Raw genomic sequence first — 25657 nt, forward strand, 5'->3', positions numbered from 1 at the left:
CAATTAAGAGAGGTTTTGCAGTGCTGTGTAGTTTCTGATTTTGTAATGATGACTACACAAATTTTGAGAGTTTGAACTTAACGAAGGTGATTAGAGATGTTTCCGCAGCGTCGTCGTAACAGTCTTTCTAAGATTATGCGCGTAATTTGCGGTTTCACGTCCTGCGTGCTGACTCTAGCAACTCTCGCGATTGTGCCTATCACTCCGTCGAGTGCTTCAACCGAAGAAACAGTTAAGACTTCAGCGAAGGCTGGTACTGGGGAGAAATCCGGTGCTTCGGAGCAGGGGGACAAGACGAAGGCTGAGCCCAAGACTGAGCAGCAACAGCCTGGTAGTAAGCCTGAGCAACATACTTCTGCAACGACTAATACAGATTCTCAAAACGAAGCTTCCGATAAAGATAAAAAATCTAAGCAAGACAGTAAATATAAAAAAGCTAAAAACGCTGCTGAAGCCGCGCAAACTGGTTCGAACGGTGACAGAAGTTCTACCAACACTACCGAAAACGGAGCGCAATTCTATAATCCTGAGTATTTACGTACTCTGAATATTGTTGCTGGAAATCTTTCTACAAGTGCAAACAATAAGTCGGGTGCTCCTAGGAGTAAGCCAATTCACGGCAATAGGAAAATTAAGCGTGGATATCTTCCTGTTGGTACGCGGTTTGAAATTAAGCCAGATGCAAATGATAAAGAAGACGCGTACGAGTGGGCTAATTTTGAAGGCGAGCAATGCGCTGTAGCCAATGATGCGTCAGCCAATAATAAACAGTGCAAGGAAACGAAAGCTATTCCATCCGATAATTCAAAAAGTTATGGCGTTATAACTTTCCGTCCAAATAGGTGGACTAAAGCAGGTCGTTACAAAGTGCATGTAATTGTGCACTATCCAGATGGAAAATCTACTTCCGATGATGCAAATGCTGGAAATAGCAAAGGTGGTAAGCCTTCGCCTGTTTATGCAAATGTAGTTGTTACGCGATTTGATCCTCACGATAGTGATTTACAACTTTCAATAATTAGCAAAGACAAAGAAGATTTGAAATATGGACAATCTGATAACTCAGATTTAGTGTTATTGGCTGGTCAAGAGGTTAAGAAAACCACTTTTGATGCTTCTGCGCATTTTGGCATAGGCAATATTAATCAGCGTGTGATTTGCTATAAGAAAGATAAGAATGGAAATCCTGTTGATGGAAAATACGAGTCTGGTGGAATTAACGGGCTTGAATTAAAACAAGATACTAACGTAACAGTTTGGAAGCATGCCAGTTACGATCAGCAAAAGAAGTGCTTTGATGATCCTGCTAATGGCTGCAAGATGGATGATTTACTTTATGACGATTACGTGTACAACGAGTATGTTAAAACACATCCGAATTTTGAACCTAAGCGAGTAAATGAGCGTACAGTAGGACAGTTTAAGGGAACTGTAAAGAAAACCGGTGATTTTGTGTGCAAAGTTTATGCTTTAAGAAATTCTGTTAAAGATGACGGCGCGCAAGACAAGCAAGATGATGCTTTAGTAAAGAAGTTTGATCAAATAGCTGCAGAAAAACACAATAAGATTGATGAAATTGATTCTGCGCTAAAGTCAGAAAATTTGTTTAAGTCAAGTAAAGGCATTACTTGGGAAGCTAAGACTTTGAACATTACTGTTCGCAAAATGTCTTACTATTATCAGCCTAATTATGGTGATGGAATTAATACTCTTCCAGGTCAATATGCGACTTCTATTGTGCCGCTTAACCAGTGTGGAGTTGGCGAAAATTGCAGTAAGAAGTTAGCTAGAACTCGTAATCTTCCTGACGGAACTTGGTTTGAAATAAAGCCATATAAAAATGATTCTGAGCATCCAGTTCCTGATTGGGCCTCATTTATTGATGAAGATAACATTGATCAAAGTAACAAACCTACCAAAGCTGGGAGTGAAGTCGGAGAAGATAGTAGTGATGCTTCCGGTGCAGTGTACGGAAAAATTACTGTAAGAATGAGCACTTGGATTAAAACAGGGCATTACAATGTGCCAGTGGTTGCGCATTATCCTGATGGCTCCTCTTCAGAGGATGAAGATTCTAGTAACGAAGGTAAGCCTATCTATTTGAAAGTCTCGGTCAATAATTCTCCACGGATTAATAATGATGATTTAAAGTTACGTGTGACGACCGAAAAAGCTTCTGCTGATGGTGAGTCTGACTCGCAAAACGACGATTATGGTGATGTAGATCCAGACCAGGGCATCACAATGATGCGCGGAATGCGATTTTTGAATCCGTATATTGATGCGTGGTCATTGCGTGAAGTGGGTAAGAAAATTTCGCTGAAAGTTTTGTGCACTAAGGTTAGCAAAGATAGCAAAGCTAGCAAAGACGGCTCTGTTAACGCTAATAGCTCTAGTGGTGTGGGTGTTTGGTCTAGTAGCATTAATGGCTTGACTGCTCCTACGGAGAACCAAATTCATAATTGGGATCATATTAAAACTGTTGCTGAACTTGAAAAGTGCAAGAATAATTCAGCTTCGTGTGATGCAAGTCGTACCCTATTTAGACGAGACGTTGAAGCTAGCGATTGGGATGAAGAAAATCCATTCTATGCAGTCGAACGCACGGATTCGATTATTGGCGGTGCGCCTAAAGAAACGGGCGATTATCAATGCGTTGTGTATGCGTTGAAGCCGACTGCGCTTGCTGCTTATACAAATAAAGTGGGTAGCGCAACTTCCGTACAAAATGGCGATACTCTTCTTAACGGCGTCGCTGGTCTCGAAAAAGGCAAGGACTGGACGATGACCGCGGTCAAAATTCACGTTGTTGAGCCTTTTAAACTGCCAAAGACGGGATTCGCCGGCTGGAACATGATTCTTAGCGTTGCTACAACGATTTTCACAAGTCTTATGGTTCTTGCGTTTGCTCTCGACCAAACACAGTGGGGGCGCGCATTTATGAAAAATTTTGTATACCAAAATTCTGCTCAAAAGGTCAGTGAAATAGCTGTTCAAAAGGGCACTGAAGTATCTGCTCGCAAGGGCACTGAAATAAAGGAGAAGAAATGAATAATTTCACAAAACGATGCGTCGCCGCATTCGCCTCGCTCGCAATGGCTGGGACGCTGTGCGCGGCGGGGGCTGTGACAGTGTCCAGCGTTGCGTGGGCTAGCAAGCCTGCTGTAAATACTGCAGATGATAATACCGGTGATAAACCATCCCAAGCTGTGCAAAAGGGAGATGCGCCATGGGCGCTTAATGATACCGATAAGGCAAAGACTTATTCCCTCACTATTTTCAAGTGGCAGGACGAGCTTGATAAGAGCGGCAAGCAGAAGAAGTCAACTCCTGTTCCTGGTGCTGAATTCACTGTAAAAAAGGTGACGCAAATCGACGGTAAGGATATCGATTTAACCAAGTATGCAGATTGGGTTAAGGTCGCCAATAAGATTGATGGTCTTAATAAAGGCACTGCTACTGGAATAACCACTGAAAACGGTAATGGTACTAAGAAGAATACTTCTGGTACTGATCAAGGCACAAAAAAGGGTGTTGCGAAGTTCGATCTTGGAATCGGTCTGTACCAAGTTCAAGAAACAACAGTTCCAAAGGGCTTCTCTGCTGCCGAATCTAAGCCATTCTATATGACAATCCCAAGGATTGAAAAAGATAAGGATGGCAACGTAGTTTACAACTATGCTCCATACGCGGATCCAAAGAACAAGGATTTGAGCAAGAGTGTTAAGAAGACTGCGGATACTTCTAAGACTGTTGGTGCTGGCGATAAGATTTCCTACACCATTAGCGCTGAGCTTGACAAGATGAAGGAGAAGCCTGAGACTGGACAAACTACTGCTAATCTTTCAGCCGATGATTTTAACGGCTATTCTGTAGTCGATCTCGCTCCTGCTAATGCTTTTGTTTATCCTACTGATATTACTAGCGTAGTTACAAAGGTACAACTTGGAACCGGCGAAGCACCTGTAAAGAGTGATACGACGCTTCCTACTGCTGACTACACCGTTGCTAAAGATCCAAATCAAATTGCTGCTACAAGCACTGACGTTGCTCGCGATAAGATTGTTGTATCTTTCAATGATGCCGGTAAAGCTGCGCTTGCTAAAGCTGCAAACGGCAATGCTGGCAATGTAGTAAAGGTATTTGTCACCTTAGAGTTCACTCTTGCTGATTCGACGACTCTTGGCGACAAAACTGTTATTAACAAGGGTGGCTTAATTCCTTCGCACGAGGGTAAGACCCCAGACGTTGTTGAAGGTAAAAAGTACAAGGAAGTGAAGTTCTCAAAGTTCAAGATTAAGAAGGTTTCTTCTACAGATCAAAGTGCTCTTGAGGGTGGAAAGTTTGTGATATTTGCTAATAAAGCCGATGCACAAGCTTGCGCTACAGCAGTTAAAACAAATACTGATGTAGAGTCTAAGTGTGGTGCTAGTAGTCCGCGCTCAGCTTTTGGAGAAAAAACATCAGCAAAAGATACTGGTTTGACTGAAGAATATTCTGTAAAGCGTGATGAAGATTTCTACATCGTGGAAACTGCTGCTCCAGCTGGATATATTCGCAATCCTGATGTTGTTACAACTAGCGCAACTACTGGTGATGTAACATATACATTCCAGAATCTTCCTACCAAGGATAAAGGCTTCTGGTTCAACCTTCCAAAGACCGGTGCTGCTGGCGTAATCATCTTCGCAGTTATTGGCATGTGCTTCGTTGGCGCTGGATTCTTTGTGTACATGCGTCGTCGCAAGAAGGAAGAGGAGCAGGCTAAGCTCCGCGCTTAGTTAATCCCTTTCTTTAAGCATTAACGAAAATGGGGAGTCGGGCGCGCGTTAACTAACGCTTTCCCGGCTCCTTTTATTAGTGGAGGAATCATGAAGCTAGCTGATTTTGCAGAGTCTGCTCGCGCGCTATTTAAGCGGCTGACTCGTATGCGCGCTAATAAGTCCTCCAAAAGTGCGCATGATTCCGCAAGCTCTGAAATCACTGCATCTTCCGAAAATACTGAATCTGCGCAATCTCCATCATCGCAAGAGCAGTCTTCCCTAAAACCAATGTCCCCACTTCGCAAGCTGGCTGAGCCGATTGCGCTTGTTGCTATTGGCATTTTGTGTTTCAGCTATCCTGTGGTTTCTACTTTGGTCAACAATCATGCTGCCAAGGAACTCTCAATCGAGTACGACAAATTAAATAAGGAAAAGCCTAAAGAAAATCGCGCGGAAATTTTGCGAAAAGCGCGTGAATACAACGCTCGCCACAAAGCAATTATTAGCGCGGACCCGTATAACGGCAATAACGATTACATGGACACTCCCGAGTATAAAGAGTACGAAAAAGTGCTTAGCGAGCCGATGGGGATTATGGGCATCGTGAAAATACCAAAAATTGGCGTGAGGCTGCCGATTTACCATGGAACTACTCAAGATACTCTAGCAATGGGCGCGGGGCATTTGTACGGCACGGATTTGCCGGTGGGTGGCAAAAGCAGGCACACGGTTGTGACGGCGCATACGGGTATGCCGGATGCCACGATGTTCGATGATTTAAACACGCTGAAAAAAGGTGACTACTTCTATTTTGATGTGCAAGGCAAGACTCTTCGGTACAAAGTGTTTCGCATAAATGTGGTGGAGTCGAACGATATTCGTTTGCTGCGGCGCGAAAAGGGGCGCGACTTGGCGACACTGATTACGTGCACGCCGTATGGAATTAACACGCACAGGCTGCTCGTGACGGGGTATCGCGTGCTGCCGGATCCTGCTAACGTGCCAGGCGACCATATGCAGTGGCCGCTGTGGATGACGCTGTTTGTGATATCGATGGTGATGTCTGCGGTGTTGATGGCGATGATGCTGGTTGCGTCGTTGCGAAAGAAGAATGGTGTGAGTAGTCTGCAAGGCAGGCATTTGCTGGCGGTTTCGCGCAAAATGCTGCGTAAGTTGCGGCGCAAGTAGCGCGAGAGTGTGTGCTGTGAGTGTTGTGACTGCGCACGTTTGGAGCGCAAAAGTAGTGCCAACTCTCCAAATGTGAGAAACTTTCCTCGCAAATGGAGCGTCTAACCCTCTGTAACCCTCCAAATGCGAGATGATTCTCTCACGTTTGGAGCGCTACGATTAAGCGAAAAGCGAGTCAATTGTACTGGTGTCTTATTGGATTGTTGGTCGTCAGATTGTGCTTTCTTAAGATAATAAAGAAAGCACAATCGTGTGCGCGCTTGCGCGTAAAGCCCACTGGGCTTTACGCATTATGCAAGCGCTACCGCATTAGTGTATCGAGAAGCGCACTGTGCTGCTTCTCGATACTCTAATGCGACACGCCGGCTTGCGTACGCTCTCATTCTGAGTATAGTAGTTACTCGGTTCGCGAAACGAGCCAAGATAACCAACGCCCCTTTAGCTCAGTTGGTTAGAGCAGCTGACTCTTAATCAGCGTGTCCAGGGTTCGAATCCCTGAGGGGGCACAAGCAAAACCCAAGCTTCACCGCTTGGGTTTTTTCGTATCTAATCCCTCCGTCACGCATATGCAGCAGCGCGCGTTTGTCCTTCTTTGCAGTCAAGCTGGAAACATGACCTCGTCAAATATGATGCCGCAATTATTCCAGGATGATGCCCATCTTGAACAGCCGCAACCGTCGCAACAACTGCTGCTAAATTTAGCACAGTCGCAGTCGCAACAAGTTCAGTCGCAGCCGCAACCGCTTACTCCGCAGCAAGCTCAGCCGCGCCAGCTCCCTTTAAAAGCTGCCGACACGACTGCCGAAAACCCGTGGCCTGTTGCAATCTTAAGCCAAAAGTTCCACAGTGCAGTAGAACGGTGGCCAGCAGCGTGGATTGAGGGTCAAATCGTCGAAATTAACATGCGCCGCGCATCTTCCGGCTACATCACTCTTCGCGACAGCAACGAAGAAGTGTCGATTTCCGTAATGGGCTTCAGCAATTTCGTGCAGCAGGCGCGCGAACTTCGTCAAGGCGACCGCGTAGTCGTTCACGGCAAGGCGGATATTTGGGTAAAAGCCACGCGTTTAAGCTTCGTTGCGGACGAAATCCGCCGCGTCGGTGCAGGCGACTTAAAAGCGCAAATTGACGAGTTGCGAAAAAAGCTTAAGGGCGAAGGTCTATTTGACGCTGAAAATAAGGTGCCGCTGCCGGAATTTCCTAAGTGCATCGGCCTCGTGTGTGCGCCTCAGGCTCGCGCAGAGGGCGATGTTATTACGAATGTGAATTTGCGCTGGCCTGTTACGCGTTTTAAAGTTGTTCACGCGCACGTGCAGGGCGTGCAGTGCCCGGCGGATATTATTGCCGCAATCAAGCAGCTCGATGCAGACCCAGAGGTTGATGTTATTATCGTTGCCCGCGGCGGCGGTAGCTTTGAGGATTTGATTGGTTTTTCGGATGAAGGCGTGGTTCGGGCTACTGCTGCGTGCGTGACGCCGATTGTGTCTGCAATCGGCCACGAGGACGATTGGACGCTGATTGATTTGGCTGCAGACATGCGCGCTTCGACTCCTACGGATGCTGCAAAGCGCGTTGTTCCGGACGTGCGCGAGCAGTGGCAGCTTATTGATAACGCGTTGCAAACTATGCGCATGCGAATTTCTGCGCGCGTTGACAATGAGATTCGTCTCGTTGAAGGTTATGCGAATCGCCCGAGTCTTACGCGCCCGAGCACTATGCTTGAGCCGCACGAGCGCTTGGTTGAGCAGGCTGTTGAGCGAATGCGTCACGGTTTGGTGCGACTTCTTGACGACGCGAGCCTGACTGTTGAGAAGGCTCACGCGAGCTTGACTGCGTTAAGTCCGCAATCGACTTTAAATCGCGGGTACGCTGTTGTGCAGCTCAGCGGTGGGCGAGTGCTTGACGACGCGGATTTAGCGAAAGTTGGCGACGATATGACAGTTACGCTTAAAAGCGGTGTGGTTCTTGGTAAGGTGACTGGAACAAAGTCGACTGGAACAAAAGTAGCTGCCGGAAAGTCAGCTGGCGTGCAGAAGTCTGAAACAAAGTCGGCTGATGTAAAGTCAAGTAAGTAATTTTTTAGATATTTTAAATATTTTAGATATAACGAAAGGTTAGATATGAGCGAGAAAGTAACGAAAAAAGCGGAAGAAGTAGCGGCAGAAAGTAACGAAAGTGCAGAATTTGCAAGCACTCTTACGAAAGAAGAGCGCGCTGCGATTGAGGCGATGCCGTACGAAGAAGCTCGCGAAAAGCTGGTTCAGGCGGTTCAAGCGTTGGAAGCTGGCGGTTTGACGCTTGACCAGTCCATGCGTCAGTGGGAGATTGGCGAGGCGTTGGCAAAGCGCGCGCAGGGTTTGCTTGCCACTGTTCGCGCTAAGTTGGACGCGGCACAAGCTGAACAGTCGGCGACGGCTGCAACTGCTGGCACGCAGTCTAATCTTGAATCTTGATCGCGTAGCCGACTTTTTCTTTACGCGGCTGTAAAGTTTTTGCCGTTTTGTCGCCTTAATCCGACCGAAACTTTACATGGTTGCACAGTTTTTGCCGTTTTATCGCTTTAATCCGACCGAAACTTTACGTCGCTGCACAGTTTCTGCCGTTTTTTCGCGCGCAAACGACTTTTTCTTTACGCGCCTGTAAAGTTTCTGCCGTTCCGATCAGTCGCCTAGCCTAAATTGTTGCTCGCATAATTGTGCGCGAATCACGCCATGGTGTATAATTGCCATTTGTTGCCTCGGTAGCTCAGTGGATAGAGCACCACTCTCCTAAAGTGGGTGTCGTCAGTTCGATTCTGATCCGGGGCACTTTTATTACTTGTTTGCTTTTGCTATGTCTCTTAGAACAAGTTGGACTGTTTTAGTATCTCCATCTTCTAGTGCGATAGCAAGATATTCATCAATTGCTTCCTGTGTGTCTAAGTATTTACTTGCGTCAAACGTTGAAAAACTAACCTTGTCCATCTTATTGTTCCTCGCGTAATTGTCCTGTCAATTTATATTAGCAAAGTTGCTAATGTTAGGGGATAGTGTTAGATTATTTCTAACTTAAGCGATGATCCGTTATCGGCGGGGAGTTTTCGGAAGAACGGCGAGTGTTCGTAAGATTCTCGCTTATTAGAACCGACGGGGTTGGCCCGTACAGCCAAACACGAGAGGCTATAAGAATAGTTCGATTGCGTTATGTACTTGCGTTACGTACTTGCGTCGCATATTCGCATTACGTAACTTACGTAACCTACGTAACTTGCGTTACGTAATCATCTTATAGCAAGCGAGGTGGTACCGCGGCAGCAACTGTCGTCCTCGCAGGGAAATATTCACCCTGTTGAGCGAGGAGAGCACAGTGAGCGAATCCACTAATCCAGCAGCAAACGCGTCCGAAAATACGTCCGAAAATACGTCCGCAAATACTTCCGCAAATACGTCCGTAAATCACGTATATCCAAAGGTAAGTGTTTCTGCATCAACGCAAGAAAACGCCGGCGCGCAAGTTGCACCAAATCCTTCCTTCCCAAAGCTTGAAGAGTCAGTTCTCCAATACTGGGATGCAAACAACACTTTCCGCAAGTCAATCGAATACCGCCCGTCCGGCAAAGGTAGCCAAAACGAGTTCGTGTTCTTTGACGGCCCTCCATTCGCAAACGGTCTTCCTCACTACGGCCACTTGCTCACAGGCTACGCAAAAGACGTCGTTCCGCGCTATCAGACTATGCGCGGCCGCAAAGTAAACCGCGTTTTTGGTTGGGATACTCACGGTCTTCCTGCAGAGTTGGAAGCGCAGAAGGAACTCGGCATCGAGTCAGTTGAGCAAATCGAAAAAATGGGAATCGCGAAGTTTAACGATGCTTGCCGTGCCAGCGTTTTAAAGTACACGAACGAGTGGCAAAACTACGTACATCGTCAGGCTCGCTGGGTTGATTTCGAGCGCGGCTACAAAACATTGAACATTCCATACATGGAATCCGTAATGTGGGCATTTAAGCAGCTTTATGATAAGGGTTTGGCTTACAAGGGCTACCGCGTGCTTCCATACTGCCCGAAGGATCAGACTCCACTTAGCGCGCACGAGCTTCGCATGGATGCAGACGTTTACCAGAATCGTCAGGACACCACCGTTTCCGTTGCCGTTAAGCTTCGCGACGAAGCCGACGCTTACGCAGTCTTCTGGACCACTACTCCTTGGACCGTGCCAACCAACTTCGCAATCGTAGTCGGCGCAGACATCGACTACGTGGAAGTTCGCCCAACTGAAGGCAAGTTCGCAGGCAAAAAGTTCTACATCGGTAAGCCTTTGCTCGGCTCCTACACTAAGGAACTTGGCGAAAATTACGAAGTTGTGCGCGAACTTAAGGGCGCGCAGATGGCTGGTTGGCGCTACTACCCAGTATTCCCATACTTTGCAAGCGAATCTGCACTCGCAGAGGGTGGCACTCCTGGTCCTAACGCTTTTACGATTTTCACTGCAGATTATGTTGACACCGCTGAAGGTACTGGTCTCGTTCACCAGGCTCCTTACGGCGAGGACGATATGAACACGCTTAACGCGCACGAAATTCGCAGCGTTGACGTGCTCGACGCAGGCTGCAAGTTTACAAGCGACTGCCCAGATTACGAAGGCTTGTACGTTTTCGACGCGAACTTGCCAATTTTGCGCAACTTGCGTGCAGGAGACGGTCCGCTTGCTCAAATGCCGGAAGATCAGCGCGCGTTGCTATTCCAAGAAAAAAGCTACGTGCACAGCTATCCTCATTGCTGGCGTTGCGCAACTCCGCTTATTTATAAGCCTGTTTCTAGCTGGTTTGTGTCTGTTACGAAGATTAAGAAGCGCTTGCTTGAGCTTAATCAGGAGATTAATTGGATTCCTGGAAACGTTAAGGATGGCCAGTTTGGTAAGTGGCTTTCTAACGCGCGTGACTGGTCGATTAGCCGTAACCGCTTCTGGGGTTCGCCAATTCCAGTGTGGGTGAGTGACGATCCAAAGTATCCTCGTGTAGACGTGTACGGCTCTTTGGAAGAGCTTAAGGCTGATTTTGGCGACTATCCGCGCGACGACGACGGCAATGTAAATATGCACCGCCCGTATATCGATCGTCTTACTCGTCCAAATCCGGATGATCCTACTGGAAAGTCGCAAATGCACCGTATTACGGACGTTCTCGACTGCTGGTTTGAGTCCGGTTCCATGCCTTTCGCGCAATTCCATTATCCATTTGAAAATAAGGAATTCTTCGAAGAGCACTTCCCATGCGATTACATCGTTGAATACATTGGTCAGACTCGCGGCTGGTTCTACACGCTTCACATTATGGCTACGGCTCTATTCGACCGCCCGGCTTATAAGAACGTGATTTGCCACGGCATTGTGCTTGGTTCCGATGGTCAGAAGATGAGTAAGCATTTGCGTAATTACCCGGATGTTAACGGCGTTTTCAACGAGTACGGTTCGGACGCAATGCGCTGGTTCCTCATGTCTTCGCCAATTTTGCGCGGTGGTAATTTGATTGTGACTGCAGACGGCATTAGGGATACTGTTCGTCAGGTTATGCTTCCAGTTTGGAGCTCGTATTACTTCTTCACGCTGTATGCGAACGCTGCAAACGGTGGTAAGGGTTACGATGCTCGTCGCCTTCGCGCGGATGAGGTTGCAGGACTTTGCAACATGGATCGCTACTTGCTTGCTCGCACGCGTTTGCTTGTTGAGCGCGTAGAAAAGTGCTTGAACGAGTTTGCGATTAGCGATGCTTGCGCGGCAGTTGGCGATTTTATTGACGTGCTTACGAATTGGTATATTCGTGGCAGCCGTGACCGCTTCTGGAATGAAGACGAGACTGCTTTCAACACGCTTTACACTGTGTTGGAAGTGTTCATGCGCACGATTGCTCCTCTTGCTCCTATGGAAGCTGAGGCTGTGTGGCGCGGTCTTACAGGCGGCGAATCCGTGCATTTGGCTGATTGGCCTTATTTGGTTGAGCCTGAGACTCTTTCGGATGGTGAGCCAAATCCTAAGGCTGGCGAAGTCACTGAGCTTGGCGCTGTTCTTGCGCACGACGATGCTTTGGTTGCTGCTATGGATAAGGTTCGCGAGGTTGTGTCTTCTGCGCTTTCGTTGCGTAAGGCAGAACAGTTGCGTGTGCGCCAGCCGTTAGCAAACTTGACTGTTGTTGCAGAAAATACTGCCGCTGTTGAGCCTTACGAGCAGGTTCTTGAGCGTGAGCTTAACGTGAAGAATGTTACATTCTGCACGTTGCAAGATGCAAGCGAACACGGTTTGAAGATTGTTCACGAGCTTAAGGTGAACGCGCGCGCAGCTGGTCCTCGTTTGGGTAAGCAAGTGCAGTTTGCTATTAAGTCTTCTAAGAGTGGCGATTGGCGAGTTGACGAGTCTGGTGCTCCTGTTGTTCAGACTCCAAACGGCGAAGTTGCGCTTGTTGAGGGCGAGTATGAGCTTGTAAATCGCGTTGAGTCTTCGGATGCTCAAGCGGCTCAAAATACGGCTTCTGCTGCAATGCCAACTGGCGGTTTCGTTATGCTCGACACTGCTTTGACTAGCGATTTGCTTGCTGAAGGTTATGCTCGCGATGCTATTCGCGCTGTTCAGGATGCTCGTAAGGAGAACGGTTTGGATATTAGTGACCGAATCGCTTTGACTTTGAGCGTGCCAGCTTCGGACGTTGCTAAAGTTGAGCAGTTCCGCGATTTGATTGCGGAGGAGACTTTGGCTACGAGCTTCGAGGTTGTTGAGGCTGATTCTAGCGCAACTGGTCTTAGCGTAACTGTTAAGCGTGCGTAAAACACAACTAACAGCTAATTAACTAAACAAAACGTGCCGGTGTATTTCAATACGTCGGCACGTTTCTGTTATTGCTGCGCTATATATGTTGAGGCTCGCCATTACGATAGTAAGCGTTTTTAGGAGGTAGTTTATGGCATCGTCGGCAGCAATTGGCGTTTTTGATTCGGGGCTTGGGGGAATTTCCGTAGCTCGTCAGTTGCATGCTGCTCTTCCGCATGAGCGAATTATTTATTTCGGCGATTCTGCTAACGCGCCATACGGCATTAAAACTCCTGAAAAAGTTAAAAAGCTAAGCTTTGCAATTGTCGAGCATTTTGTTCGTTTAAATGTAAAAGCTGTTGTAATTGCTTGTAATACTGCCACTTCCGCAGCTGTGAACGATTTGCGCGCGCATTACAATATACCTATCGTAGGTATGGAGCCGGCGCTTAAATTAGCTTGCGATTTAGGCAAAGGTGAGTCTCAGCGCGTAATCGTAGCTGCAACTCCGCTTACTCTTCGCGAGCGCAAGTTTGCGGATTTGCTGCAACGTTTTTCGCAAAATAACACGATTTTTTCGCAGCCTTGTCCTGATTTAGTGCGTATTGTTGAGCGTGGGGAGCTTAATAATCGTGATGTAGTTTTTGCTGCTCTTCACAAGTATTTCGACGAGTATGATTTAGACAGTATTGATTCGGTTGTGCTGGGTTGTACTCATTTTGTGTTTTATAGGGATTATTTCCGCGAGTTTTTGCCTGCGCGCACGAATATTGTTGACGGCAACGAAGGAACTATTAATCATTTGCGCAAAATATTGGAACTTAATAATGAGCTTGCAAGCGATTCTCAAGAAGGCAGCATAACTCTTACTAATTCGGATACAAGCTTGCGCATGCAGCAACTTGCGAAGAGCTTGTGCTGAAAGACTTGCGCTAAGACTTGCGCTAAGACTTGCGCTAAAAATCGCTCTTACTCAGCCAAAAAATACTTTAGAATATTGGCACAAAATCAAAGTAAGCAATGCCGCAACCCAAAGCACGTCTATGAGCAAGTCGTATCGCAAACGGTAGTAGCTTTCAACCAAGCTAAAACGCTTAACAAGCAATTTTTGCGAACTTACGCTTGCGTGAGTCAACGATATAAATTGCATTGTTGTGGAGAACATAAGCACAATGCACCACGGGCACAACGCGTGAATTACGAACATAGATTGCGAAAACAGCCAGTAAGCGTAGGCAAGTGCGCATAATCCACCAAGCCAAGTGCAAATTGCAAACCATCGCGGCACGCGTACGCGAATCATTCCAATAACTGCGAGCGTTACGAATACGCTTTCTGCAGCAATTCCAAAGAATGCGTTTGGGAAGCTTAATTCGCCAAATTTCACAATTTCTGCCTGCCAAGTTTGCGCAACTCTAGAGCAGGATACTACGCTGTTGAAGTCGCAACTGAGCAGCTTATTAGGTTCGCGTGCTAAAGCAAGGGTTTCAGCAGAAAGTATAAGCGAAGTTACGAGTGCTACCGCAGAGAAAAATAGCATAATGCCATACGTCCATACTGCAGAGTGCCTCCATCCGCTAAGTGTTGTTTCATAGTCTTCTTTAGCGGCGTTAGTTTGCTCCATTGCTGCTCCTAAAAGTTACTAATTGCGAATGATGTGAATAATAATAAATAATAGCAAATAATTATGTGTGCATATTCATTTCTCGTTACATGGCACAGTTTACGATGATTATATGACCGCAATAAGCAACAACCAACACGACGCATCAAATCATGCTAGCGATAGCAACTCCAGCATGATGAATTTTGCGCGCGAACGCTGGGATTTGCACTGTCACACTGTTTATTCAGACGGTACTGCAACTCCAGAAGATTTAATTACGCAAGCTAAAATCGTTGGTTTGCAAGGTGTTGCTATTACTGACCACGACACAACTGCAGGATGGCATGATTTTCAAGAGGCTGCTAAGGCTTCGAATGTGCCAGTATTATTTGGTTCGGAGATTACAGCGCAAGACTCAGGCGTGTTTGTGCACATGCTCGCATACCAGTACAATCCGCAAAATAGCATGATTGTGAGCATGTTTGAGCTTACTAGGAAGCGTCGTTTTGATCGCACAAAGCATATGGTTGAATGTATGTCACGCGATTTTCCAATTACTTGGGATGACGTTTTAGCTCAAGCGAAGCTCGGTGACTTAACTACAATCGGGCGGCCGCATATCGCTGATGCTTTAGTAAAAGCTGGCGTGTACAAAACGCGTTCTGAGGCTTTTGCTGGGCCTATTTCTCCGTGTAGCCCGTACTATATACCAACTCCTTCTCCAAATGTTCGTGAAGTTATTGAGGCTGTTAAAGATGCTGGGGGAGTTGTTGTTATTGCGCATCCTGCTGATCCTACGCGTAACCGCGTGCTTCTTTCGGACGATCAAATTATATCGTTTGTTAAAGCTGGTCTTGACGGTTTAGAAGTGTATCATCGCGGAAATTCTAAAGCACAGCGTGAAAGACTGCTTTCTTTAGCGAGTAAGTGCGATTTGCTTGTGACGGGCGGCTCGGATTGGCATGGCTATGGTAAGCCAAATCGTTTGGGCGAAGAAACAACAAGCCGCGAAGTAGTATCGGAAATACTCTTGCGCGGCTATAAGCTCTAAAACTATTTATTTATGTTGCTGTAAAGTTTTTGCCGTTTTTAGCGAAATTCCGCTATTTTAATTGAGCGCTCCGAAGCCTACTGAATGCTTTGGCGTATCGCCGATGAGTGCGTAAGACAGCGACGAAGCTGAGACCATAATAGTGCGCCCATTTACGTCCGTAAACTCAAGCATATCTTTGGAATCATCAATCACTTTGCGTACTTCTTCTGCGCTTTGGTTGGTTTCAAAATCGATGGAATCAGAAACGTTTTTTACTCCTAAAACAACTCGCATACATGCTCCTTTTGCTTTTTACGCTATTTATCGTTTTAATTAGTATTTAGTATTTTATTTATCTTAGTCTAAGTCTGCTTGTGCGTCGCGCATCGCTCGTTCTTCACGTTCCAGAAGAGGAATGATTACGGTTTCTGGTTTATCGTCATAGTCTTGCATATTTTTTTCTTCATCTTCAGAAAGTTTTGAGTCAGAAGAAGTCTCGTTTGCACTATCGACCTTACTGTCACGCTCAGCTATAACTTTATCCTTAACCTCAGAATCATTGTTGTTCTTGGTGTCCTTAGCTTCCTCAGCGCTACCAGCGTTATTGACGCTTTCAGGCTCATCACTAGCATAGCTATCAGCAGATTTACTCATTGCAGTTTGCACAATAGTTTCTGCGGTTTCGTGTACTGTTTGAGTTTTTACATGAGTAATTACTTGAGTTGCTGTGTCATCAGCGAGTTGTGCTGCTTTTTCAGCCTCCTCAGCGTTAGCTGCGTGTGTGCCAGCATATTGAACTTTGCGCTCATGAGTATCGTCGCTTATAGTTTTGTTGCTATCGTAAGTCTCGTCTTGAGCGTTATTTAATTCAGTATTTCCTTCTGAAGTAATGTCTCGCTCATTAGTTTCGTCGCTATTTCCAGTGTTTAGTTGGTTTTCAGTAGAATTATTCTTAGAAATTTGGCGACTTTGAGTATTGTCATTTTCAAGAAGCGTTCCAACTGTAATAGTCGAGGCAGGATTTCCTGCGGCACGACCAGTTTTAGCAGTTTGTGCATTGCTAATACGACTAAGCTCGTGCGCTAAACGCTCAACTTGAGCCTTAAAACGCATAATACTGGTATTATCTGCACGTTGCAAAGCTTGAACAAAATCGCCAACTTGTTCCATTTGTAGCCACAAGTTTGCGCGGAGCATAATCAAACTATCTAAACGAGAACCCATAATTCTGCCGTATGCAGAAAGCACTGCGTTTCGGCGCTGTTCGTTAAGTTTTGCAAAAATCCAAGCCAAATCGCGCGCAGGATCGTTAATTTGCATTCTTTGCCAATTTGTTACAGCAGTAATCGTTGAGCCGGTAAATAAAATGTCACCATCCATAAAACCGCCGTGTACTGGGCAAGTTTCAAATGACCACAATCCTTCAGTTTCCAATACTTTCGACCAACTGTCAGTAATTTCGGTTGGAATATGGCCGGCTTGACGAAGTCTTTTAATCCAACCGGTTAACTGTGCTCGAATTTGACCAGTAGTAAAAGCAGGGTATTTTCCGCGCGTCACGAAAGTAGGGCGCAAGCGATGAATAGCGCCGATTGCAGTTCCAACATTTGCGCAATCGTCGGTAGTAAGAAGACGCAAGTCGCGAGCGCTACCTTCAAGATGTTCACAAATAAGCACAGTGTCTTCATCGTTGTCGTTGGCAATAATGCTTGACATTCGTGTAGATTGCTGTTGAGTAGATTGCTTTTGCGCATATTGCTGGGTGCCAGCAACTGTAGAATTTCCAGCGGTTACATTATTTGCAACATTTCCAGTGTTATTATTGGCATCTTCGCGTTTTCCTGGCATAAACGTGAGCATAGTGTCGTAAGCGAATCCCAAAGCTGCCAAATCTTTACTGTGCTCAAGAGTCCATGCTGCACGAGCCCGGTCATGCAAACGCTTGCGACCTTTACTATCCGCACTGATAAAAACGTCATAAAGCTTACCGGAAATATCTTGCACAACGGCGTGAGAAATTCCAGCCGCGGTATCAGTGGCATTAACTTGCTCACTTTGGCGCGTTCCTGCAAACTGTACTTCGGGCATGGCTGCAGATGCCAGTGCTGCCAACTTGAATCTACTGAGTTGTGTCACACTCCCACAGTAATACAAAGCACCGAAATTTTGCCAATTTTTTGTAAGTTATACACATATTTTTATTCTTGTTGCGTAAGCGTTGTTATTGCTGCAACAATAGAATTATGAATTCTTCACCAGAAACTTCACCAGAAACTTCGCAAGTGACTTCGCAAGTGACGTCTAAAACTTCGCAAGTGACTTCTCCAGGAGCGCTTTTAGACGGGTTGGATGATTCGCAACGCGAAGCTGCTACCGCACTAGAAGGGCCTGTGCGCATTATAGCTTGTGCAGGAGCTGGTAAAACGCGCACTATTACGCGCAGAATTGCGTATGCTTGCGCTACTGGTAAGTGGGATCCTGAAAGAGTTTTGGCAGTTACTTTTTCTGTAAAAGCAGCTGCGGAAATGAGATCGCGTATTGAGACTCTTGGTGTAAGCAATGTTGGATGCGTCTCAACATTTCATTCTGCAGCTTTGCAACAAATTCGCAGCGTATGGAACGACGTCTGTTCCGCACAATTCCCGTCAATTATGAATGATTCTCAGCAAATCATAGCTTCTGCGCTTAAACGTTATCCAGATTTTGCGGATATGACTTTGTTGCAAACTCGCGATATTTTGGCAGAAATTAATTGGGCGAAAGTTTCGCTTATTGCGCCTGACGATTACTTGCGTGTGTGTGCTTCTACGCATCGTTTGCCTCCTGCAGGCTTAGAGCCGCAGCAATTTGTCGATATATATGAAGCTTACGAAACCGAAAAAAATGCGCATACTTGCATCGATTTTAACGATATTCTTCTACTTTGCTGCCATATTTTACGAAATTTTCCGGAAGCTGCAAACCGTATTAAGCAATCAATCGGATGGATCACAGTTGATGAATATCAGGATGTGTCTCCTTTACAGCATGAATTGTTGCGATTATGGATGGGGCAGAACCGCGATATTTGCGTAGTGGGCGATCCTGCGCAAACAATCTACTCGTTTGCAGGTGCGAATAGTTACTATTTGCTTTCATTTCCGCAAGAATTTGCGCCTCTTGGTGCAGATATTAGTTTGAATACTGACTACCGCTCCACAGAACGCATCGTAGGTCTTGCTAATAGAGTGCTTGCTGCTTCTGCACATAAAAAGGATTACGTAAAAGTTAAAGCTGTAACGAAAGGTGGTGTTCGCGTTAGTCAGCAAGTTTTTGCCACCGATGTTGAAGAAGCTTTGGGCGTGGTTGAGCAAATTGCAAAACTTGTAAAAAGCGGTGCTGCGCATCTTGGGGAGTGCGCAATACTAACGAGAACCAATGCTCAACAGCAAGTAGTTTGTAAAGCGTTAAAAGCAGCAAAACTTCCGTATCGCGTGAGAAAAGACGTGGGGTGGCAGCGAAATGTTTTAGAGGATGCACAAAGCTATGGTGCTCAAGGTATTTCTGACGTTTTTGCATCTTCTAATATTTCAACTGTTACTGTTTCAACTATTCATGCTGTTAAAGGTTTAGAGTTTGCGCATGTTTACGTAATTGGCTGTTCTGAAGGGCTTATTCCTTTTGGCTCTACGGCTGATGACAGTGCCTTGGAAGAAGAGCGCAGACTTATGTACGTTGCAATAACTCGCGCAGAAAAGACTTTGCATCTTTCTTACGCTTCTAGAAAAGACAGTGGAACTGGCATGAATCGTGTGCCTAGCCGCTTTCTGGCTTAATCTCGCGGCATAAACTTTACGCTCGTGCACAGTTTCTGCCGTTTTTTGGCTTGCAACCGACTTTTTCTTTACGCTCATGTAAAGTTTCTGCCGTTTTTTGGCGTGAAAGCGGCATAAATTTTACATAGTTGCACAGTTTATGCCGTTTTGAGCGTTGAGGTCGATTATTTAGCTGGATTGTTGTTGGGGCAGGAGTTTTATTCGCCGTCAGCATCAGTTTCGTCGGAATTGCCGGTTTCGTTGCCGGATTCGTCGGAATTGCCGGATTCGTTGCCAGCTTCGTTACCGGTTTCGCTGTTTTGCTTCTTTTGGCGCGCATCCTCTTCCAAAAGCTTGCTAAGTTCAGCATCCCAATCATTTGTGCCTAAATCGTCTTCTGTTAATTTTTCAAACGATTTTTCGTTAGGCGCATTTTCGATAGCGTTAGCAGTATTTTTGTTACTTTCGTAATTGTCCGCACTTTCGTGACTTTCGTGACTTTCGCTAGTTTTTTCAGTTGCTTCATTAGTTTGATTAGACTGAGTTTCTGTTGCATTTTTTGCAGCAGTTTCCGTTGCATCCTCAGCATCGATTTCCTTCGTAACTACGTTACCTGCGTCACCTGCGTTACCAGCTTTACCTTCGTTACCTGCGTCACTAGCGTCTTTCGTAACTTCGCTAGCTTCCGGCAAAGTTGGCAACAAATCTGGATGACTCCACAAGCTATCTCGCTCTTCAATACCGCGCTCGCGAGTCAACTTTTCCCACAATTGTGATGCTTCACGCATACGGCGAGGGCGCAAGTGCAAACCAAGTAACGATTCAAACGTCACTTCTGCAGGTCCTCCCGCAGCTCGCTCGCGACGCATCATCTCTCGCAACTGCTCAATGTGCACAATATGAGCCATTCCAGACTGCCATGTAACGCAATCAACCCAACCTTCAACAAGTGCAAGCAAAGTTTCCAAACTATGCAAAGCTTGACGCTGCTCTTCAGAATCATTGCTGCCAATATTTTGCAAATTAACAGCTCCTGAAATTGCTTCCGGATTCATTGTTTCCACGTCGCGAAGCTGTTCTTCCATAGCTTCTAAGTCAATGTTTATTCCGTTTGCGTACTTAATAATCAGCGCTTCAAATCGTGGCATAAGCCATGGCACGGATGCAAATAATCTTGCGTGTGCAGCTTCTCGCAAAGCCAAATAATTCATGACTTCTGTAATATCCAATTCCCACACTTTTGCATACTCAATGCAATTATATGGAATTAATCCGCCTGCAGGATTTTGCAAAAGCGCAAGACCTTGATCAAAACTGCCATGCACTTCGTGTGAAAGTGCTCCAGCTGCTTGACCTAGTTGCATAGCAAACGAAGTGTTTCCAAGCAGTTTCATTAGTTGCGCTGGATTATTCATTCCTTCAGGCAGCGGAATTGGCACAACTCCTGCAAATAATCCTTTTACTTCAGCATCATCCACATCTTGGAATCGCTCTTCAATAACAGAAGTGAGTGCTTCATTTACTGATTTTGCAACAGGATTAGCGAATTTAACCCAAGCTTCAAGCGTTTTTTCTACCCAATCAGCTCTAGACAATACTTCTGGCGTTCCAGGAGCAGGATTGAAATTGCACGTTATATCTAGCCACAAGTTCGCTTGGCTTAAAGCTCTTCGTGTGGCATCTGCTACGTCTGCATTTACATTTCCTTGATCGCCATTAGCGTGCTGTAAAGCAATAGATTGCGCTAACTTGCGATTAATTGGTCCTTCTTCAAGTGTTGCTTCCATTTCGTATGGATTATTAAGACCGCCTGCACTAAAAGCTTGCATCATTCCGCGAACTTCGTCTGGTTTAGGAAGCTTATCTGGATTCTGATTTAAGAGTTGTTCGCGTAGCTCAAAAGGAAGCTGATCAAGTTGTTTCCATGCTTCTTCTCCTTGTATTGGCCCAAAGCATTCAATGAGCCATTGGTGAATTGCATCGTCATTCATGAGCGTATCCTTCTCGTGCCACGTGTTGCATAATTTACAGTTTTTATTTTTATACGTTTCATATCTGCACGTATTTGTACGTATTTTATGAGTATTTATACGTATTTTACACGTCTTTATATGCGAGTTTAGCGCATCTTCTTAATAAAAATATTTTTTAATACAAATATTCTACTCGATAATATGGTTTTATGCGCTATAACTTGCGTGCAAATATATTTTAAAGCAAAACTATATAGGGCTTGTGTCATGATACAAGCATGTTTCGCTTTTCTACAGGTGCTAGTGTATTCCGTACGTGTTTTAGATTCTTGCGCTCGCTGCCTCATGCTTTAGTTGTGTACATTACTTCGCATTCTTTGCGATATTTTGCAGGATTCTTTACAGTAGTTGTTGCGATTTTTGCGTTGTCGCTTCCAAGCGCATACGTTGTAGAAGAGCCTGGTCCAACGCAGGATGTTTTAGGATCCCTATCAAATACTCCTGTGATTGATATGTCTGGTTCTCGAGTAAAAGAGAATCATGATACTGGTAAGTTATTGTTGATTACTGTCAATGTTTCTGGTGTTCCTGGATATGAAGTTTCAACATTTTATTCATTGACTTCATGGATGGATCCTCATAAAAGTTTGCTGCCTCGTGAAGCTATTGTGCCAGTAGGGCAGAGCGCTGATGAGTATGAGAAGGAATCTACGAACGAGATGGATGATTCGCAAAGTCTTGCTCAAAATGTTGCGTTGCAGTACGCGTCTAAGCACCTTGGAATTAAAAAAGAAGATGTAAAAGTTCGTTTACATATTGAAGATATTGGTGGACCGTCTGCTGGAATGATGTACACTCTAGGGATTATTGACAAACTTACTCCTGAACAAGAAACTGGTGGTAAGACGATAGCCGGAACTGGAACTATTGAAAAATCGCAAAAAATTGGCGAAATTGGCGGTATTCGGTTAAAGATGATTGCAGCTAAAAGAGATGGGGCCACTTGGTTCTTAGCACCTTACGATAATTGCAATGAAGTTGTTGGGCATGTGCCACAAGGCTTGCGCGTTGTAAGTGTAAAAACATTGGATGATGCTTACAGAGCGTTAAAAGCTATTGGTTCTGGTCATGGGGCAAATAAATTGCCAAGCTGCAATGTGAAATAAAACTACAAACCAAATAAAGCAGAAAATAGATAAAACAGAAAATAGATAAAAAAGAAAGTGGGCGATGAGGGACTCGAACCCCCGACATCCACCGTGTAAAGGTGGCGCTCTAGCCAGCTGAGCTAATCGCCCGTTCGCAACAAATTAAAAACATACATGATGGTGTGTACGAATGCAACGTGTGGCGCGCGTCGTAACAATCGCGTACAGTATACTGAATAAGAACATGTGCTCAGGAGGTCGATATTCGATGGCTCAGAAACCTGATACCGCTCGTAATGCTTCAGCAATGGAGCGTGTGGGTAAGCGTAAGTTAGGATATAACGTCGCGCAGGTGAATGCTTTTCTAGAGCGCGCTCACACTTTGTACGAAAGCGATGAAGCTCGACTCACGCAGAAAGATATTCAAGAGGTTTCTTTTGACTTGGAGCGTAATGGTTACATTATTGGTCAAGTTGATGCTGCGTTATCGCGTTTGGAACGTGCGGTAGTAGATAAGTGCACTGAGCAAGAATTGGCGCAATGCGGACGAGTTGCATGGAAAGCTCGTGTAGAAGCGCTTTATCGTAAACTTTTGCAACATGCTCAAAGAGATTATCGAGATCGTTTTGATCGTGGCTCTTCGCGTCACCCATCTTATGCGCGTAAACAAGTGGATATTATGGTCGATCAAGCCTTAGATAAGATTGCTCTTATGCTTGGTCATGAGCTTGAGTGGGAAACCGACAAAGAAACATTGCAAGATATTGATTCTGCTTATGTTTCTAATGTGATTTTTACGCAGAAAAATGGTAAGCACGGTTATGATGAGCGTCAAGTTGATTATTATTTAAACGCTTGTGTGCGTTTGCTTAGCAGCTTGGAATCTTTTGAGCGTGTAGAACAGTATGTTGATGCGGATAATAGTAGTTCCTCATACTCTCGAGCAGAATCTGAATCTTATTCTGCTCCTGCTTCTGTTCCTCCTTCCGTTCCACCTTCTGTTATTCCTGTAACTAAAGCTGAAGAGCCTGCTAAATCTTCAGAATCTACGGAATCTTATAACCATTATGAAGAGCCTGTTCCATCATTTGCTCCTTCAAGAAAGCCTGCATCTGATTTCAGTGCTGCTTCTGCTGCTTCTTCCGCTTCTGCCACTGAACCTTCTGCTTCTTCAATATTCAAACCTGTTGAGGATGCTGTGGAAGATGAAGACACTGCGGATAGGTTGCCTAAGATTGCACCTCGCTCAATACCTAGCGTGCCAAATCATGATAAACAAAGCATTTTTGCTCCTGTAGATTATGCTAATCAAGATTCCAATGATTCGTTTGAAGCGTTAAATAAGTCTGAGCGCGCAATATTTACACCTCATGCTGCTGCAAGTAAGCCTTCTAATGTTCTTAACGATACTGATAGCAATGATGAGCTTTTGCAAAGCGCTACAGTAATGCGAAACTCTTCTGAATCTTCTGTACTACCTCCTTCTTTCACTCCTGCAGCTCGTAATCGCAATAATTCACCTGCTGCACCTAAGCCTGTTGCTGCTCCTGCACCGGCTCCTGCTGAGTCAATTCCATCATTTGCTCCTCAAGATCCTGCACAGCATTCGTCGCAGCATTCCTCGCTTAATATTCCGGAGTTGCATGTTTCTGATTTGCAGCCGAGTAAGCCATTGAGTTTAGATATTCCAGATTTGTCATTCCCAATTATTGGCCATATTGATGAATCTACTAATTTCGGTAGCTCTTCTCAAAGCGGCGACGATTCGGAAAATAACGATCGTAATTAATCTAACTATTAAAAAAGATATAGTTTGATTCATGCCATTGTATCGCGATGAAGCTGTTGTGCTTCGTACTTTTCCTTTAGGTGAAGCGGATAGGATTGTTGTGCTTCTTACTAAGCGGCATGGTAAAGTTCGTGCTGTTGCGAAGGGAGTTCGTAGGCTTAAATCACGTTTTGGTGGTCGTCTTGAGCCGCTTATGCGTGTTGATTTGCTTCTTGCGCAAGGTAAATCTTTGGATGTAATCTCGCAGGCTGTTTCTATTGCTGCTTATGCTGGTGAAATTTGTGCAGATTATACGTCCTATGAGTATGCAAACGTCATGCTTGAAGTTGTGGATTTGCTTGTTTCTAACGAATATACAGATGAATACAGGCGTGAATATCAAGATACGCTAGGGCAGTATCGTCTGCTTACTGCGGCTTTACTTTCATTGTCTAAGCATAAGCATTCTCCTGATGCTATTGGCATGTCGTATATATTGCGAGCATTGTCATTAGCTGGGTGGTCTCCGCGACTACAGGCTTGTGTTGTATGTGGCAAAAATGAAGATTTATGCTATTTTTCGCCTTGCACAGGTGGAATGATGTGTGCAAGCGATCACACTCCGGATTCAATAGTTTGTGCTAATTCGACGCGTTTGCAATTGTGTGCGCTTGCGCAAGGAAACTGGTCTGTTCTTGACGGAGTGTCGGTTGATTCTTCTACTATGCGATGCGTTCAGCAATGGGCTGAATATTATCTTGAGCGACCTATTCGTTCGATGGGGTTGTTACATTCGTAAGTATGGCTTTTGAAAACGTGGATTATAAGTCGCTTGATATTCCAGCGGCTCCTTTTAGTGACCCTTCTCGCATACCAGATTTTCCTAAGGGCAAAGTGCCTCGTCATGTCGGTGTGATTATGGACGGAAACGGACGCTGGGCAAAAGAGCGCGGAATGATTCGAACCGAAGGTCATAAAGCTGCAGAACCGGTAGTTTTTGACGTTATTGCAGGAGCTATAGAAGCAGGAGTTCGTTATTTAAGCTTATACACTTTTTCTACCGAAAATTGGAAGCGATCTCCGCAAGAAGTGCGCTTTTTAATGGGATTTTCTAGGGAGATTATTCATAGGCGAGTTGCACAAATGAACGAGTGGGGAGTGCGAGTTCGTTGGGCAGGTCGTCGTCCTCGTTTGTGGAAGTCTGTTATTGACGAGTTGGAAAAAGCGCAAGAAATCACCAAAAATAATAAAACCATTGACGTTGTTTTTTGCATAAATTACGGCGGTCGTGCGGAAATTGCGGATGCTTGCGCGCAAATTGCGAAAGAAATTCGAGACGGCAAAATTAAAGGCGATCGCGTAAGTGAAAAAATGATTGCTGAGCACTTGTATAATCCGGATATTCCAGATTGCGATTTGGTGATTCGCACTTCCGGCGAGCAGCGCACTAGCAACTTTTTGCCTTGGCAAGCATCCTACGCGGAACTTGATTTTGTGCCGGAACTATTCCCGGATTACGGCCGCGAAGCGCTGTGGAGATCAATCGACCGTTATGCGCATCGCGACCGCAGATTTGGTGGCGTAAAAAACGCCTAGTATCTCACTAAGAT

General features: G+C 45.3%; 18 protein-coding genes and 3 tRNA genes. 15 read left to right on the top strand and 6 right to left on the bottom strand.

What is annotated here, in order from left to right; all coding sequences use genetic code 11:
* The first annotated feature begins 96 nt into the window (after positions 1-96).
* The 7 genes from HXT47_RS02275 to HXT47_RS02305 all read left to right on the top strand — a co-directional run bounded on the left by HXT47_RS02275 (position 97) and on the right by HXT47_RS02305 (position 8758).
* A complete protein-coding gene (locus tag HXT47_RS02275) occupies positions 97-3051 on the top strand; it encodes a hypothetical protein (RefSeq protein WP_421789223.1) in 2955 nt (984 codons plus the stop codon).
* Positions 3048-4781 carry a SpaH/EbpB family LPXTG-anchored major pilin gene (locus tag HXT47_RS02280; protein WP_174143509.1) on the top strand — a complete coding sequence of 578 codons (1734 nt, stop codon included), beginning with the start codon at positions 3048-3050 and terminating at the stop codon, positions 4779-4781. Before HXT47_RS02275 ends, HXT47_RS02280 begins: the two co-directional genes overlap by 4 nt.
* A gap of 90 nt (positions 4782-4871) precedes the next feature.
* Positions 4872-5951 carry a class C sortase gene (locus tag HXT47_RS02285; RefSeq protein ID WP_421789225.1) on the top strand — a complete coding sequence of 360 codons (1080 nt, stop codon included), beginning with the start codon at positions 4872-4874 and terminating at the stop codon, positions 5949-5951.
* A 432-nt stretch (positions 5952-6383) separates the two neighbouring features.
* Positions 6384-6457, top strand: a tRNA-Lys gene (locus HXT47_RS02290).
* A gap of 120 nt (positions 6458-6577) precedes the next feature.
* Positions 6578-8026: an exodeoxyribonuclease VII large subunit gene (gene xseA / locus HXT47_RS02295; protein WP_421789383.1), complete on the top strand. Its 1449-nt coding sequence runs from the start codon at positions 6578-6580 to the stop codon at positions 8024-8026.
* 45 nt (positions 8027-8071) lie between these two features.
* The gene (locus HXT47_RS02300) at positions 8072-8404 is read left to right on the top strand and encodes an exodeoxyribonuclease VII small subunit (RefSeq protein ID WP_004573891.1); all 333 of its coding nucleotides are present in this window, start codon (positions 8072-8074) and stop codon (positions 8402-8404) included.
* Between the two features lie 281 nt (positions 8405-8685).
* Positions 8686-8758: transfer RNA gene (locus HXT47_RS02305), tRNA-Arg, on the top strand.
* Positions 8759-8764: 6 nt separating this feature from the next.
* Here the strand turns inward: HXT47_RS02305 and HXT47_RS02310 are convergent.
* Positions 8765-8914, bottom strand: coding sequence for a DNA-binding protein (locus HXT47_RS02310; protein WP_004105159.1), 150 nt, complete (start codon positions 8912-8914; stop codon positions 8765-8767).
* Positions 8915-9296: 382 nt separating this feature from the next.
* Between HXT47_RS02310 and ileS the strand changes: the two genes are divergently transcribed.
* A complete protein-coding gene (ileS, locus tag HXT47_RS02315) occupies positions 9297-12743 on the top strand; it encodes a mupirocin-resistant isoleucine--tRNA ligase (protein ID WP_410299456.1) in 3447 nt (1148 codons plus the stop codon).
* Positions 12744-12876: 133 nt separating this feature from the next.
* The gene (gene murI, locus HXT47_RS02320) at positions 12877-13647 is read left to right on the top strand and encodes a glutamate racemase (RefSeq protein ID WP_421789228.1); all 771 of its coding nucleotides are present in this window, start codon (positions 12877-12879) and stop codon (positions 13645-13647) included.
* A gap of 51 nt (positions 13648-13698) precedes the next feature.
* Here murI and HXT47_RS02325 read toward each other — a convergent pair whose 3' ends face one another.
* Positions 13699-14349, bottom strand: coding sequence for a vitamin K epoxide reductase family protein (locus HXT47_RS02325; RefSeq protein ID WP_112928542.1), 651 nt, complete (start codon positions 14347-14349; stop codon positions 13699-13701).
* A gap of 112 nt (positions 14350-14461) precedes the next feature.
* Here HXT47_RS02325 and HXT47_RS02330 point away from each other — a divergent pair, with 112 nt between their 5' ends.
* Positions 14462-15382, top strand: a complete 921-nt coding sequence (locus HXT47_RS02330; RefSeq protein ID WP_410297421.1) for a PHP domain-containing protein — start codon at positions 14462-14464, stop codon at positions 15380-15382.
* Positions 15383-15439: 57 nt separating this feature from the next.
* On the opposite strand, the gene HXT47_RS02335 is transcribed toward HXT47_RS02330, so the two are convergent.
* The gene (locus HXT47_RS02335) at positions 15440-15658 is read right to left on the bottom strand and encodes a DUF3107 domain-containing protein (RefSeq protein ID WP_004573894.1); all 219 of its coding nucleotides are present in this window, start codon (positions 15656-15658) and stop codon (positions 15440-15442) included.
* A 63-nt stretch (positions 15659-15721) separates the two neighbouring features.
* On the bottom strand, positions 15722-17452 hold the full coding sequence (locus HXT47_RS02340; RefSeq protein ID WP_421789230.1) for a phosphotransferase: 1731 nt from the start codon (positions 17450-17452) through the stop codon (positions 15722-15724).
* A gap of 155 nt (positions 17453-17607) precedes the next feature.
* On the opposite strand from HXT47_RS02340, the gene HXT47_RS02345 reads away from it, so the two are divergent.
* Positions 17608-19179 (top strand): ATP-dependent helicase, encoded by a 1572-nt coding sequence (locus HXT47_RS02345; protein ID WP_410299455.1) that lies wholly within the window; start codon positions 17608-17610, stop codon positions 19177-19179.
* A 197-nt stretch (positions 19180-19376) separates the two neighbouring features.
* On the opposite strand, the gene HXT47_RS02350 is transcribed toward HXT47_RS02345, so the two are convergent.
* Positions 19377-21149 (bottom strand): zinc-dependent metalloprotease, encoded by a 1773-nt coding sequence (locus tag HXT47_RS02350; RefSeq protein ID WP_421789232.1) that lies wholly within the window; start codon positions 21147-21149, stop codon positions 19377-19379.
* Positions 21150-21409: 260 nt separating this feature from the next.
* On the opposite strand from HXT47_RS02350, the gene HXT47_RS02355 reads away from it, so the two are divergent.
* Positions 21410-22297, top strand: coding sequence for a PDZ domain-containing protein (locus HXT47_RS02355; RefSeq protein WP_421789234.1), 888 nt, complete (start codon positions 21410-21412; stop codon positions 22295-22297).
* 58 nt (positions 22298-22355) lie between these two features.
* Here HXT47_RS02355 and HXT47_RS02360 read toward each other — a convergent pair.
* Positions 22356-22429, bottom strand: a tRNA-Val gene (locus HXT47_RS02360).
* Positions 22430-22547: 118 nt separating this feature from the next.
* Between HXT47_RS02360 and HXT47_RS02365 the strand changes: the two genes are divergently transcribed.
* From HXT47_RS02365 to HXT47_RS02375, 3 genes are read left to right on the top strand one after another with little or no spacing between them, the layout of a single operon-like run.
* Entirely contained in the window at positions 22548-24068 is a 1521-nt protein-coding gene (locus HXT47_RS02365) for a DivIVA domain-containing protein (protein WP_004573899.1), read from the top strand.
* 31 nt (positions 24069-24099) lie between these two features.
* Positions 24100-24846, top strand: a complete 747-nt coding sequence (gene recO / locus HXT47_RS02370) for a DNA repair protein RecO (RefSeq protein WP_004573900.1) — start codon at positions 24100-24102, stop codon at positions 24844-24846.
* Between the two features lie 2 nt (positions 24847-24848).
* A complete protein-coding gene (locus HXT47_RS02375; protein ID WP_004105147.1) occupies positions 24849-25643 on the top strand; it encodes an isoprenyl transferase in 795 nt (264 codons plus the stop codon).
* Positions 25644-25657 lie beyond the last annotated feature (14 nt).

Origin of the sequence: Gardnerella sp. DNF01205 (genome assembly GCF_049244135.1) — a bacterium.
Taxonomy (GTDB): Bacteria; Actinomycetota; Actinomycetes; order Actinomycetales; family Bifidobacteriaceae; genus Bifidobacterium; species Bifidobacterium leopoldii.